The organism is Mycobacterium sp. TY815 (assembly GCF_030755135.1).
Lineage (GTDB): Bacteria > Actinomycetota > Actinomycetes > Mycobacteriales > Mycobacteriaceae > Mycobacterium.
In genome coordinates this window covers 115235-127703 of sequence record NZ_JAUFRX010000004.1, presented here as the reverse complement: position 1 = coordinate 127703, position 12469 = coordinate 115235, and the positions used below count along the sequence as shown (strand labels likewise).

General features: G+C 63.9%; 13 protein-coding genes. 5 read left to right on the top strand and 8 right to left on the bottom strand.

Annotation, left to right across the window (positions count from 1 at the left end):
- Nucleotides 1-25: 25 nt before the first annotated feature.
- The 4 genes from QXK92_RS30550 to QXK92_RS30535 are packed head-to-tail and all read right to left on the bottom strand — an operon-like array spanning nucleotide 26 to nucleotide 4549.
- Nucleotides 26-1027: a trans-acting enoyl reductase family protein gene (locus tag QXK92_RS30550; RefSeq protein ID WP_033726142.1), complete on the bottom strand. Its 1002-nt coding sequence runs from the start codon at nucleotides 1025-1027 to the stop codon at nucleotides 26-28.
- Complete coding sequence (locus QXK92_RS30545) at nucleotides 1024-1506, bottom strand: SRPBCC domain-containing protein (protein ID WP_080772726.1); 483 nt, start codon at nucleotides 1504-1506, stop codon at nucleotides 1024-1026. The genes QXK92_RS30550 and QXK92_RS30545 overlap by 4 nt, the downstream gene beginning before the upstream one ends.
- On the bottom strand, nucleotides 1503-2510 hold the full coding sequence (locus QXK92_RS30540) for a fumarylacetoacetate hydrolase family protein (RefSeq protein WP_050594273.1): 1008 nt from the start codon (nucleotides 2508-2510) through the stop codon (nucleotides 1503-1505). The genes QXK92_RS30545 and QXK92_RS30540 overlap by 4 nt, the downstream gene beginning before the upstream one ends.
- Entirely contained in the window at nucleotides 2507-4549 is a 2043-nt protein-coding gene (locus tag QXK92_RS30535; RefSeq protein ID WP_033726140.1) for an FAD-dependent oxidoreductase, read from the bottom strand. The genes QXK92_RS30540 and QXK92_RS30535 overlap by 4 nt, the downstream gene beginning before the upstream one ends.
- Before the next feature lie 63 nt (nucleotides 4550-4612).
- Between QXK92_RS30535 and QXK92_RS30530 the strand changes: the two genes are divergently transcribed.
- A complete protein-coding gene (locus QXK92_RS30530) occupies nucleotides 4613-5221 on the top strand; it encodes a TetR/AcrR family transcriptional regulator (protein ID WP_033726138.1) in 609 nt (202 codons plus the stop codon).
- Between the two features lie 95 nt (nucleotides 5222-5316).
- On the opposite strand, the gene QXK92_RS30525 is transcribed toward QXK92_RS30530, so the two are convergent.
- Entirely contained in the window at nucleotides 5317-5829 is a 513-nt protein-coding gene (locus QXK92_RS30525; RefSeq protein WP_033726137.1) for a YkgB family protein, read from the bottom strand.
- A 408-nt stretch (nucleotides 5830-6237) separates the two neighbouring features.
- On the opposite strand from QXK92_RS30525, the gene QXK92_RS30520 reads away from it, so the two are divergent.
- Entirely contained in the window at nucleotides 6238-7497 is a 1260-nt protein-coding gene (locus tag QXK92_RS30520) for a molybdopterin-dependent oxidoreductase (RefSeq protein ID WP_236723342.1), read from the top strand.
- 44 nt (nucleotides 7498-7541) lie between these two features.
- Nucleotides 7542-8075 (top strand): hypothetical protein, encoded by a 534-nt coding sequence (locus QXK92_RS30515; protein ID WP_306248202.1) that lies wholly within the window; start codon nucleotides 7542-7544, stop codon nucleotides 8073-8075.
- Nucleotides 8076-8227: 152 nt separating this feature from the next.
- Here QXK92_RS30515 and QXK92_RS30510 read toward each other — a convergent pair whose 3' ends face one another.
- Together QXK92_RS30510 and QXK92_RS30505 are read right to left on the bottom strand one after the other, a co-directional pair.
- Nucleotides 8228-9004, bottom strand: coding sequence for a DUF427 domain-containing protein (locus QXK92_RS30510; RefSeq protein ID WP_033726135.1), 777 nt, complete (start codon nucleotides 9002-9004; stop codon nucleotides 8228-8230).
- Nucleotides 9005-9295: 291 nt separating this feature from the next.
- Nucleotides 9296-9832 carry a carboxymuconolactone decarboxylase family protein gene (locus QXK92_RS30505; protein ID WP_033719505.1) on the bottom strand — a complete coding sequence of 179 codons (537 nt, stop codon included), beginning with the start codon at nucleotides 9830-9832 and terminating at the stop codon, nucleotides 9296-9298.
- 101 nt (nucleotides 9833-9933) lie between these two features.
- On the opposite strand from QXK92_RS30505, the gene QXK92_RS30500 reads away from it, so the two are divergent.
- Both QXK92_RS30500 and QXK92_RS30495 read left to right on the top strand, forming a co-directional pair.
- Nucleotides 9934-10608 (top strand): RNA polymerase sigma factor, encoded by a 675-nt coding sequence (locus QXK92_RS30500; protein WP_230484275.1) that lies wholly within the window; start codon nucleotides 9934-9936, stop codon nucleotides 10606-10608.
- Entirely contained in the window at nucleotides 10598-10873 is a 276-nt protein-coding gene (locus tag QXK92_RS30495; protein WP_033726133.1) for a zf-HC2 domain-containing protein, read from the top strand. Before QXK92_RS30500 ends, QXK92_RS30495 begins: the two co-directional genes overlap by 11 nt.
- A gap of 331 nt (nucleotides 10874-11204) precedes the next feature.
- Here the strand turns inward: QXK92_RS30495 and QXK92_RS30490 are convergent, their stop codons facing one another.
- Complete coding sequence (locus QXK92_RS30490; RefSeq protein WP_033726132.1) at nucleotides 11205-12440, bottom strand: DDE-type integrase/transposase/recombinase; 1236 nt, start codon at nucleotides 12438-12440, stop codon at nucleotides 11205-11207.
- Between the last annotated feature and the right edge of the window lie 29 nt (nucleotides 12441-12469).

Sequence of the window (12469 nt, the reverse complement as noted above, 5' to 3'; positions counted from 1 at the left end):
GGTCGAACTCGGTTGCGGCGCATACCTAAACGTCGACGCGCACTACCCCGTCGATCTCCAACGCAAGGTCGTACCCCCAGGCGCTGGCTGGTGTGTGCACGCCGGGGGGCGCGTCACCGGCCAGGATGCGCCGCACGCAGGCGGCGGCGGCTTTGGCGGTGAAGATGTACGCGTCGGGACCGCGTAGCACCGCGGTGGTTTGAGCGCCGCCGGTGCCAGTTGCTCGTGCCCACACCGCACTGCGACCTTGGGCCAAAGCCTCGTCGGTGGGGCCCTCGGGCAGGCGGCGGGCCACCGCGCGTAGTAGCCCGCCGTGGGGAATGCCCATCATCATCCGTACCGGGGTGGGGAAAGCCATGTAGGTGTCATAGGACGGAGCCGCCGGAACCGAGGCCACCAGGTCTGCGCGCCACGGGTTAGTGACAACAGTGGTCAGACCATCACCGTCGCCGAAATCGATTTTCATGCGTGCCCGGCCGGCCCGGCAGGCGACGAGGGCGCCGCTGCGCCTGCGCACACCCGGGCGGCGCAGCGAGCCGAGCACTACTTCGGCCGTTCCGCGCGACACTGCGCCCACCGTCTTCAATGCCACTTCAACCCGAACCGGTGGGCCCACCAAGGTTTCCGCGACGTAGGCGGCGAGGCAGTCCGAGGCCACGATGCCATACCCGGCGCCGGGCATCACCAGGACGCCGGCTGCGCGCGCCCGGTCGTTCCAGGCCGCTGCTGCCAGGTGCTCGTCGACCTCGCCGGCGAGATCAAGATAGGCCACGCCCGCGTCCACACAGCGGCGCAGCAACGGCGCTTGGGTCCGTCCAAAAGGGCCGGCGCAGTTGAGCAACGCCTGCGTAGCGGATAGGTCGAGGTCGTCCAATCCGCCGATCCGCACGTCGAGGCCCAGCGGATCGGCGACCGCGCGAAGGGCGTCTTCGCGCCGCCCACTGAGCACCGGCTGCAAGCCTTGCTCGGCGAAGGTGCGCGCCACCAGGCGCCCGGTGTAGCCGGTGGCGCCGTAGAGCAGGATCACGGCCGCCGCCCGCTTTCGGCGATGCGGGCGAGGTTGTCGACCCAGCGCTGGTGCATGCGCCGCATCGCCGGCGCCAGGACCGGACTGAGCAGCTTCGAGGCTGCTCCGCGTTGGGTCTCCTCGGTGCGGATGTCGGTACCGCCGTCGCTGCGGGCGGTCAGCACCCAGGCGTGATGGCCACGTGAACCCAAGCCGCTGCCCGTCCAGGCGAGCCGCTCCTGGGGTTCGTATTCGGTGATTTCGGTAGTGACCAGCGCGCCGAACGTCACCCAGGAAAAGCGGCTGCCCAGCTCGACGCCGGGCCACGGGCCGCCGCGGGTACGCATCCGCTTGGCGTTGCTGTAGTAGTCGTGCCAGCGGTCAGGTCGCACCAGCCATGCCCAGACCGCCTCGGGTGCGGCGCGGCTGGCTCCGAGGTTGGTCTCATGGATCGCGGCGCCGGCCGGTTCGTGGCCCGCGGGCCACTGGACAGTGCTCATTTCGTGCTTCCTCCAAGGCGATTCGTCACAGTTCCGATCCGCGGCACGCTGAGCTTGACTGTCGCGCCGGGCGGCGGTAACCGGCCCAGCTCAATTCCGCTACAACCGGCCAGGGTGCCGGTGGACAAGAGTTCACCCGCATACACCGTCTCGCCGGCGCACGCGCGGTGGAGGCACGCCTGCAGCGAGTGCGTGAAGTCATCGGCGCGACCGTGGCACCACTGTTGGCCATTGACTTCCACGGTCCCCGACAGCGAAGCAATATCGTCAACCACGTCGTCGGCGGTGAGCACCTCATTAGACATGGCAGTGGCAAACGACTTGCACTTATTCACCGGGCCGAGCGGGCTGCCCCGCACTTCCTCCCATTGGGTGTCACGCAGTGAGATGTCGTTGAGCAACACGAGTCCGCCGATCGCGTCGCTGCAGGCGCTGACGGTGGCGTCGCGGACCTGATGGCAGACCACGAAGCCCAGTTCCAGTTCGAAGTCCAGATCGTGGCCGTACGGGGGCACCGGGATCGGTGTTCCGTCGGGAACCAGCGCGCAATGGTTGCCTTGGTAGAGCAGTGGGGTGTGAAGCATCATGGGCCGCACCCGCAACCGGGGGATCGGGCGGCCCGCGAGGCGCTCGTACACGCCGGCCACGCGGGCCGCGCGTGGCGCGTAGCGTGCCAGCATGCCTCGGGCGACACCCTCGGAATGACTCGGTGAGAGCAGGAAGGGCCGCAGCGAGCGCGCGGAAAACGGCAGCCGTGAGCTCAGATCGGGCGTAAAACGCTGCGATGCAACGTGCTCGGCCAGCTCGCGTACCGCCGCGCGGGCCGGGGCACCGGCAGCAAGAAACGTCACCACGTCGCTCGAACAGGCACTCAGCACCGCACGCAGCGATGGAGACACCTCGGGGCGGGCCAGCGCGTCCGCGATCGGCAACCACCGCTCACGCGGCTCATCCCACGCCGCGACGGTGTCCCCGCCGGATCCGCCGACCAGGCGCAGCCTCATAGCTTGCGGCCTTGGCGGTGCCCCTCGTAGACCGCCTCGTAGGTGCCGCGGGGTGCGACGGCGTCACCGATGACCTCGAACGAAACCTCGCGTTCCCGCAGCGGCTGTGCGAGTGCGTCCTGGGAGCGACGCGCGGTGGCCATCACGATCCAGTCGGCAGTGACCTGCCGGGTCGTGCCGCCGGTAGGGTCATGCACCAGCGACAGTGTCACCCGCTGGCCGTCGATGCCGGCGATCCAGTGGTCGCGCACCATTTCGACACCGGCGGCATACAACTGGGGGTAAATCCACTCAAGGTAGACGTCGAGGATCGTCTCCATCCCCACCATCGGCCACCGCGTTACCAGCGACACCTGCGCGCCGCGCTGCGCGAGCAGCACGGCGGTCAGAGGGGCCACCACATCGGACTGATCGTCAACGACCACGACAGTGCCGTCGGGTGACACGCTGCCCTCAGCTACCTCATCCCAGCCCGCGGTGCGGCCGCTCTGCCACCCCGGCACCGGCTGCCCGGTCCAACCCTGGAAGCCGTCGCGGGCGGCGCGCGAGCCGGTAGCCAGCACCACATGGTCGGGCTGCAGCTCGGCCAGCAGCTCGTCAAGGACAGCGCCATCCACACGCACCCCGGTACGTATTTGCGCGCCGTTGCCGACGGCCTGCTCACCCAGCCAGGTACCGATGCGGCCGTACTCGGCGCGGGTGGGCAGCCGCGACTGCAGCAGCGCGTGACCGCCGACCTGGTCGGCGGCCTCCACGACGGTGACGGTGTGCCCGCGTGCCGCTGCCACCCGCGCGTACTCGAGGCCTGCGGGACCCGCCCCGATGACGAGCGCGCGGCGCGGCGCGTCGGCGCGACGGAGCGTGCCTCGACCCCATGCCGCTTCGCGGCCCATCGCCGGGTTGTAGACACACTGCACGCGACGGCCCTGCATCGCAGTCTTCCAGCACAGGTTGGCCGCGACGCAGCGGCGGATATCCTCTGGCCGGCCTTGTTCGGCCTTGGTGACCCAGTCCGGGTCGGCAAAGAGCTGGCGGCCCAAGCACACCGCGTCGCCGTGGCCCTCGACCAATAGCTGCTCGGCCACCCGCGGCTCGGTGATGCGTCCCACCATCAGGACCGGCTTCCCCGACACCGCCTTGATTGGGGAGGCCAAGTCGCGCTCCCAGCCCTGCTCGAAATGCATCGGGGTGTGGATGAATGCGTGGTGGACCCCGGCGGACACGGACACGTAGTCCACGTCGCAACGCTTTTCAAGTTCGCGTACCACCTCGACCACGTCGGGCGTCTCAAGGTCACCCGGCCAAAATGACGTGGAGTTGATCCGGTATCCGAGGAACGGCTGGTCGCCGACCGCGGAGCGCATCGCGTCCAAACAGCGGACCGGGAATTGCAGCCGGCGCTCAAAATCCCCGCCCCATGCGTCGTCGCGGTGGTTGTAGAGCGGGGACAGGAACTGCCATGGCAGGTAACCATGGGAGAGGTGGAATTCGACGCCGTCCAGGCCTGCGGCGACCGCCCGCGCCGCCGCCGCACCGAAAGCGTCGATGATCTCTTCGATCTCGCCATCGTCCATGGCCTTCGGCGTCATCGCCCCGGGAGTTTCGCCCAGCGGGATCTGCGACGGTGCGCGCGAGAACCACTCCGCGTCCGGGTCAAAACGGGTGTCCTGCTTGAACGCCAGCATCGATCGAACCCCGGTGTGCAGCAACTGAATTGCGAGCTTGGCGCCCTCGGCATGCACGGCCTCGGCCACCCGGGCCAACGGCGGGATCGCGCGATTGTCATACAGCGAGCCCACCGTGAGCGGCGCGGCCAAAGAGGACGGGTGAACGTGGGTGGCGCCGATGATGATCAACCCCACCCCGCCCGCGGCACGTTCGCGGTAATACGCCACCGCCTGATCGGTGAAGCGCCCCGACCACGGATCGTCGACCCAAGTGGGACAGGTCGGTGGGAAGACGACGCGGTTACGGATTTCGCTGTGGCGAATCCTCCACGGCGACAGCAACCTCGGGAACGCGGACTCCTTGACGACCATCCAATAATCGTTTACGAAACCAACAAAAGTGTCAAGATATTGTTGGGCTCTATACTCTGGCGTGTGTCAGCCTCCGAAGGGCAGCTGCGTGGGACGCGTGCACGCGATGCCATCGTGGATGCCGCGCGCCGTCAATTCCTTGAGGTGGGTTTTCGCCGCGCCTCCATCGAGTCAATCTCTGCGGCCGCCGGAGTCTCCCGCCCGACTGTCTACGCGCACTTCGCCTCCAAACAGGAGGTGTTTCGCACCATCGTCGCGCAACTGCATGACGACCGCATCCGCGCCATGGCCGATGCCGCCGTCCCCGACGCGCCAATCGCCGATCAGCTCTACGCCGTCCTGTCGGCGCGCTTTGCGCCGTTCGTGGCCCTGACCGCCTCGTCGCCCTATGGTGCAGAGCTACTCGACGAGAACAGTCGCACCTGCGGGGACATCACCCGAGACTCGCGTCAACGCTCCACACGGCTGCTGCGTGAGCTCTTGGCCAACGCTGATCGAGCCGGAACCATCAACCTGAGCGACGTCGATCTCACACCAGCGACCGCCGCCGACGTCATCTACGACGCCGCCCGAGGCGCCAAAGAAGACGCAACACTGACCGTGCACGCCTACCGGCGCCAACTGAGCCGGCTGGTCACCGTCCTCGCCCGCGGCCTGGGTGCCGGCCGCTAACCACTTCGTTTGTGCCATGCGAGCGTTGACCGCAAGTTGTTGGCGCTGCCGAGCATTCGAGTGATATAGAACGGGCGGCCGACCATCGCCGTCGGTCACACAGTCTGTATCGACACCCTGGCCGATCGACGCTCCCAAGCGGCACGCAGCGCCTCACCCAGCGTCCACGTGGCCGCACCCAGCAGAGCAATGTCTTTGATCAGAAAGCCGCCGGTGTCGGTGAGCAACGGAACATATACAGACGAATTCTCGACCACGCCTGGGGTAGTAAACAAGAAACTGAGCGTCGACAGGAAAAGGAAGACGGCGATGGCACTGCCGGTGGCCGCGGCCCAGGCCGAGACCGGCCGGCTCGCGATCAGTACGGCGGCGGTGATCTCGATAGTGCCCAGCGCACTGGACAACCCCTGAAGGCTGAAGATGTTGTACAGCCAGCTCATCAGGGGTTGGTTGTTGATGAACAGACTGATTGCCTGGGCCTCCTGAATCGTGAACTTCTGTAAGCCGATCCAGGCCAGCGGAATGCACAGTCCGTAGCGCAATATGACTCCGCCGAGAGTGCTGATGACATCAGCAGCTTTTGCCAGGGGTGCATGCGGGGTGTGCATCAGAACTCCATCCAAGAGGTTCGGTGAAAACGGGTCACCGGTTAGTGACCGCCAGAGTGCAGAGCGTTACACCGGTGCCAGACCCACGCCCGCAGCTGCCTATGGCTTCGAAGCCGCCGTGATCTGGTCGCAGTGACTCCGGGCAAAGGAGGCCAGAAAGTCGCCATTGATCTACAGGCTGCGGCGTAAGCGTACTGCACGGTACACTTCTGCTTGACGCAGTCAGAACGGTCGCCGACTACTGCCCAACACGAGATGAGGCTCGAGTCCGACGTGACGACCTCTACACCGCCCGAAGGCGATTCGACCGCTTCTCCAACTGGCCGCGCCGAGAATGGCGCTCCTTCATCGGCGCCAACTGGCGAACACGTCGAGGGATATGGCTTTCCCGCGGCGTTATGGCGGGCACTGGAAAAGCGTCCTCCGCCGGGTCTTTCGCTGATCAGGTGGCGCAGTCCACTACGGGGTCCGTGGCTGACATCGGTGTTCGGACTCATTCTGTTGGTCGTATTGCCTGTCGTCATCTTGACCGGTCTGCTGTCATACATTGCTTATGGCCCCCAATTTGGCCAGGCCATCCCGTTCGACGTGGGCCTACTCAAGCTGCCTACCTTCGACTGGCCCACCAGGCCGAGCTGGCTGTACCGCCTGACACAAGGCCTGCACGTCGGACTGGGGCTGATCATCATTCCCGTAGTTCTCGCCAAGTTATGGTCTGTGATCCCACGCCTTTTCAGCTGGCCTCCGGCGCGATCAATCGCCGCCATCCTCGAGCGCGTTTCGCTGCTGATGCTGGTGGGCGGAATACTGTTCGAGATCGTCACCGGCGTGTTGAACATCCAGTACGACTACATCTTCGGTTTCAGCTTCTACACCGCCCACTACTTCGGGGCCTGGGTCTTCATCGCCGGTTTCGTTGCCCATGTCAGCATCAAGTTCAGCAAAATGATGACCGGTCTACGCTCACGATCGATGCGAAGCGTCCTGGCAACCTCGAGAATTGACACGGTCCCGGAACCGTCCGATGAGGACGGACTGGTGGCGCGAAATCCCGATCCGGCGACTCTGAGTCGCCGCGGCATGCTGGCCGTCGTCGCCGGTGGGAGCGCGCTTGTCGGAGTGCTGAGCGCGGGCCAGACTATCGGGGGAGTCATGCGTCGCGCGGCGGTGCTGCTGCCACGAGGACGTAGCTACGGCACGGGCCCAACTGATTTCCAGATCAACCGCACCGCAGTTGCCGCAGGGATCGATTCGAGGTTTACCGGAGCAGACTGGCATCTGCGACTCGTCGGCGTTGGCGATATAGCACTGGATCGCACGCAGCTGGCGGCGATGCCGCACCACACGGTGAAACTGCCGATCGCTTGTGTCGAAGGGTGGTCGACAACGCAGGAATGGACGGGGATCCGGCTCGGCGACCTCGCGGCGGCGGTCGGACTTCCACGGCCTGGTTCTGCACTCGTGTCATCGCTGGAACGTTTCGGAAGCTTCAATCACGCTGTGCTGCAACGTAATCAAATCGTGGACCCGCGATCGCTTCTGGCGTTCCAAGTCAACGGCGCCGACCTTTCGCTTGACCACGGTTATCCGGCACGAATCATTGTTCCGGCTCTTCCTGGTGTGCATTGCACCAAGTGGGTGTCTTCTATCGACTTCCGGATGACATGATGCGTTACCTGCTAGGTGTGGGACGACGACTGTACGGTGAGCGATTGCTGCACCTCATCGTGTTGCTCTCCGCGCTGGCACTTGGGGGTTACGCAGTATCAATCCTCGGCCTCGAAGAACTTTTCAACCGGAGAGTTTGGTGGCAGTCGATCGCTGTCTGGTTCGCTGTCGCCATCATCGCTCATGACTTGGTCCTGTTTCCGCTTTACGCGATGGCGGAACGCCTGATCCCTGCGAGATCATTACCGAATGGGGCCGTTCGTCATCGCTCGGTACGCGATATTTTGATCGTCAATTACATCCGCTTACCCACCATGGCAAGCGGGTTGATCCTCTTGCTCTTCCTGCCCGGCATCATCGAACAAGGGGCGTCGACATATCAGATGGCGACAGGGCTGACTCAGGCGCCGTACTTCTCGCGTTGGTTGTTGCTGACTGCCGGGTTCTACCTCGTGAGCGCAATCTGTTTCGTAGTGCGGGTAGCGCTGACCAAGCCGGTCGCCGGCGAGAACGTTGAGGGCGACGATGTCCGGGTGCCGGTAAGTGCCGACGGCCGGCGAACCGACAATCCGCAATGAATTCCTCACTTCGCGCACCAACACGAGCATGTCATGTCTTTCGACGCACAGAAGGTCGAGTACTTACCTAAGCTACCGAAATAAATTGTTGCACAGAATATCTCATCGTTGATATGAAAGCACCGAGTTGAGGAGAGGGTTCGCGGCGTCAGTCACCCAAAGTGTGTGCTGGGTCGCGACAGCAGCGCTTGGTCGACGTAGATGTCTAGCTTCTCGTTGTAGAACGCGACCATCCCGGCGATTTCCACGACGGAGTTCGTAGGATGCCGATATGTCCAGGCCAGATCCGGGTGAAGACGCTCTCCGATCTCCACCGACCAATAGCCTGAGGTGATCCCCTTATACGGACAAATGGTCTGTGTTGGACTGGGCTTCAGATGCGAGAAGTCGATGTCGGTGCGGTCAATATAGTAGCGAGTAGGTAAACCCGTCTCGAAAAGTAGTACAGGACACTCGGTTTCCGCCAGTAGGACATTGTCGAGTTCGATTCTGACGTGACGGTGCGAGCGTAGCGCATCCACCCGGACATACGGGCTGCGCGGGTGGCCGATGAGCGGTTGGTCCTCCTCGAACCAGTCGAGCGCGTCCCAGTCGAAGCGGAAACTCCCCGCGAGCGGACCGGTATCGTAAAGGCGCGCAGCAGACTTAACCGTGCGGTTGCCGTCTGCCAGCGAGAACAGCCGCGAGGACCCTAGCTGGAGTTTCTGGGTGTGCTGCTCGTCGACCAGGCACAACGTGTCGACGTCCTCGATAGGCACGTAGTACTGCGGGTAATACGCCACCTCCCAGACGTAGTGGGCCGCCTTCGTGTCGAATACCAGGATCCCGTTGTAGTAGCCACGAACCCGGCGTGGGACCGGTTCGATGCGCCCACGGTCGGCCGCCATCTGAGGGTAGTCCCGGTGCGGATTAGTGGATTCTGGAATCATCGTAGCTCCTTCGGCTGGCTGGGAATGGTCGTGACGCGTTGATGGCGTGGCGCAGAACCTCGGTGCTCGAGACCGAACCCGCCGATGAAATATTCGTTGGACCATTTAGCCTTTGAATGCTTCGGGGTGCATCGCGGCCACTCAAGCGAGGCTGTTTTCAGACGAGATAACGGGCCTCACTTCGCGTCGGCTCTACTTTGTGTACGTAATGGTACAGTGCTGGTCCTGACCCACAACGCCTCGGCTCGACGAAGCCTGCCAAGCAGATGCTTCGTCGAGCCGAGGCGACGATCACGCCGACACGACAGGGAAGTCGATGTCGGTGTGGGCGACATTGTTGAAGTAGTTGGTCAGGACATTGAGCCCTACGTGGCCAATCACTTCGGCGATCTCAGCGTCGCTTGCGCCGGCGTGACGTACGGCGGCAAGGGCCGAGTCATCGATCTGTCCGCGGTGTTCGTTGACAGTCACAGCAAACGTGAGAAGTGCTGCGGTCTTCGCGTCGTCGGCGTCGCCCTTGCGCGCTGCGGCCACCTGCTCAGCGCTGAGGCCGGCGACCTTCTGCCCGAGGTAGGTGTGCGCCGACAAGCAGTAGGAGCACGCGTTGGATTGGGCGATCGCGATGGCCAATCGTTCGCGGGTGGACCTGTCGAGCGTGCCGCGGTCGAGGCCGCCTGCCAGGCCCAAATAGCCGTGCAGCAGCGCGGGGCTGTGTGCCATCGCGCGGGTCAGGTTGGGGACTGCGCCCATGGCTTTCTTGACCGCGGATAGGGCCGCTGCTTGGTCGGGAGCCGCAGTGGCGTCGGTTACGAGGGGCAGGTTGCTCATGATGTTCTCCTTCAGCGGGTGAATCTCTCGGGAACCGCGGCGCAGGCGGCGCAGCGGATACTGTGTAGTGACGATCGTGTCCGATTCCGTTACAGCCCTAGATGAAGGAGTTCGATACCGAGGTGGTGGTCGAAACGCGGACGGTTCCTGACAATCGGTGGGAAACCGAGGCCGATCTGATTACGGCGCTGAAAGCCGGCGATGCACAAGCATTTAGCGCCCTTGTCGAAACCCTGCACGCGCCGTTGGTGCGGATGGCCAGCGTCTATGTTCACGCAGCGATGGCCGAGGACGCAGTGCAAGATGCGTGGCTCTCGGTGGTGCGGTCCATCGGTAAGTTCGAAGGTCGCGCGAGCCTCCGCACGTGGATCGTGCGCGTCGTCCTCAACCGTGTGCGCAGCCTCGCGCGGGGTCAGTTCAATACGGTGCCGTACGCGACGGCCGGGCCCGAAACCGACGTGCGGCCGTCGGTTGATCCGGATCGAATGGCCCATCCTGAACTCGGAGCACACTACTGGCGTGATGTGCCTGGCCGGTGGGACCTCTTACCCGAGCAGCGGCTGATGTCGGCGGAGGTTCGTGCGGTGGTACTTGACGGGCTGCGCAGGCTGCCGACTGCTCAACGTGAGGTGGTGTCGATGCGTGACATCGAGGGCTGGTCGAGCGAGGAGACATGCGAGGCGCTCGGCATATCAGCGGCGAACCAACGTGTGTTGTTGCACAGAGGCCGCGCCGTACTACGCAACTTGCTGGAGGTGTACCTCGATGAGCACTGACGACGCCTTCATCGCTAACGACTTGCGCATTGCCTGCGCGGACGCCGTCGCGTTGGTCACCGATTACCTCGAAACGGCCCTAGTGGCAACAGACTTGGCTCGCTTCGAGCAGCACACGAGCCTGTGCGAAGCGTGCAGAGTGTACGTAGACCAAATTCGACGGACGATATGGATTACGCGAGCGGCGCGGCAGGAGTCGATCGAGATCCGTCCCACCAACTTCGACGCGCTCATGGACGAGTTTCGCCGACATAGTCACGACTAGCGAATGACGGCATGCGCAACTCACCCGAGTCAGTTGGCGGCCTGGTATAGACGGCAGAAGCGCCGATAGATGACCCGTCTGTCGAAGCGCTACCGGAGCGATTGACGCAGTTGCCGACCGATCGGCGATTTGCGGCTGACGAATCCCAGCGGCAAACACGATTCTCACAGCAACGCTTGAGTGGTTCACGAAATGCCGTCGGTCGGCCCCCGGGAAAGTTGCCGTCACCGGAAGGCGACTCAAACTTTGTGGGTGAAGTTGCTCGATGGTTGTAACGGGGCGGGGGTCTTTGATGTCTAATCTCTGCTCGTCGCAGTCCTGTTGCCTCACGTCAAGATGCGCGCGAAGGGGGCTTGGTTGCCTCATGTGATTGTGCGCGTTTGGGGACTCGGGCCCGGGTGGCGGGTTGGGACTTGCTGGTTGTCATTTTGTGGAGCTGTGCGGTCAGGGCCTGGATTTGGCGCTGGGTGGCGGCGGGGTTGATCAGAGCATGGGTTCGCGCCAGGGCGGCTTTGCGGTCGGCGGTGGTGTCGGGGTGATTGATGGCGCGGTGGAATGGGGTGGTCGCGGTGTCGTATTTCTTGGTCACCGTGGCGCCGTTACGCACCTTGGATATCAGCTTTTGCTGGGGGTAGAAGTAATTGGTCAATTGGGACTGAAGCTGCCATATTTCGTTGAGTAGCAACAGTTCTGGAGCGGTATCGTAGCGGTGGTAGCCGACCACGGTGCGCACCACTGCCCAGTTTTTCTGCTCGACGTGGCAGCCGTCGTTCTTATTGGTCGCCCGCGCACGGGTAAAGGTGATCTCGTGGTTTTTGCACCACAGGAAGAGATAGACGTTGATGAACTCGGCTCCGTTGTCAGAGTCCACCCCCAGGATCGGGAACGGCATCGTGGCCGCGATGCTTTCCAGGGCCCTGAGCACGCATTTGGCCTCTTTGCTGGGCACTGAGCGGTTCTCGGTCCAACCAGTGGCGACATCGGTGACGGTGAGTGTGAAGGCGAACGGGCCGATGGTGTTTCCGCCGTCGTGGGAGACCAAGTCGATCTCCACGAAGCCCGGCTTCGCGTCGTCCCAGTCCGCCCAGGTGCGTATCGGGATCTGACTTCTGAGGAGCGACCCGGGCTTGGTGGCGCGATGCCCCTTGATCTGACGTTTGGCCCGTTCACCCGCCAAGCGACGATCGATGGTGGCCGCCGACATCGACGCCAGCAGTGCCGCGGTGTCATCGTCGATGACTAGCTCGCGAAAGTGGCGTAACACCGCCACAATTTCGTTCAACATCGGTGCCAGGCGCTTACCGGCCGGCATCCCCAGTACCAGCCAGCACGCGGTCAGTGCAGGGATTACCTCGGGGCCGTAGACCGGGGGACGCGGACTTCGCCTCGGGGCCACCACCTTGGGCCCCAGCGCAGCCTTGAGCGCTTTGCGGGCATGGTTGCGGTGCCAGCCGGTGTTGGCGCACAACTCGTCGAGCATCCTGCTCTTGGCTGGCCGATCGGCCACTACGTAGCGGATCGCGGTCATCTCGGTCACAGCCCTGCGCTCACTCAACGTCAACCCCATCGTCTGGGCCTACCGAGAGCACCGATGAT

Coding starts and splice junctions, on each gene's coding strand:
- QXK92_RS30545 (WP_080772726.1), bottom strand. CDS start 1,506: ATGAGCACTGTCCAGTGGCCCGCGGGCCACGAACCGGCCGGCGCCGCG.
- QXK92_RS30540 (WP_050594273.1), bottom strand. CDS start 2,510: ATGAGGCTGCGCCTGGTCGGCGGATCCGGCGGGGACACCGTCGCGGCG.
- QXK92_RS30535 (WP_033726140.1), bottom strand. CDS start 4,549: ATGGTCGTCAAGGAGTCCGCGTTCCCGAGGTTGCTGTCGCCGTGGAGG.
- QXK92_RS30525 (WP_033726137.1), bottom strand. CDS start 5,829: ATGCACACCCCGCATGCACCCCTGGCAAAAGCTGCTGATGTCATCAGC.
- QXK92_RS30510 (WP_033726135.1), bottom strand. CDS start 9,004: ATGATTCCAGAATCCACTAATCCGCACCGGGACTACCCTCAGATGGCG.
- QXK92_RS30505 (WP_033719505.1), bottom strand. CDS start 9,832: ATGAGCAACCTGCCCCTCGTAACCGACGCCACTGCGGCTCCCGACCAA.
- QXK92_RS30500 (WP_230484275.1), top strand. CDS start 9,934: ATGAAGGAGTTCGATACCGAGGTGGTGGTCGAAACGCGGACGGTTCCT.
- QXK92_RS30495 (WP_033726133.1), top strand. CDS start 10,598: ATGAGCACTGACGACGCCTTCATCGCTAACGACTTGCGCATTGCCTGC.
- QXK92_RS30490 (WP_033726132.1), bottom strand. CDS start 12,440: ATGGGGTTGACGTTGAGTGAGCGCAGGGCTGTGACCGAGATGACCGCG.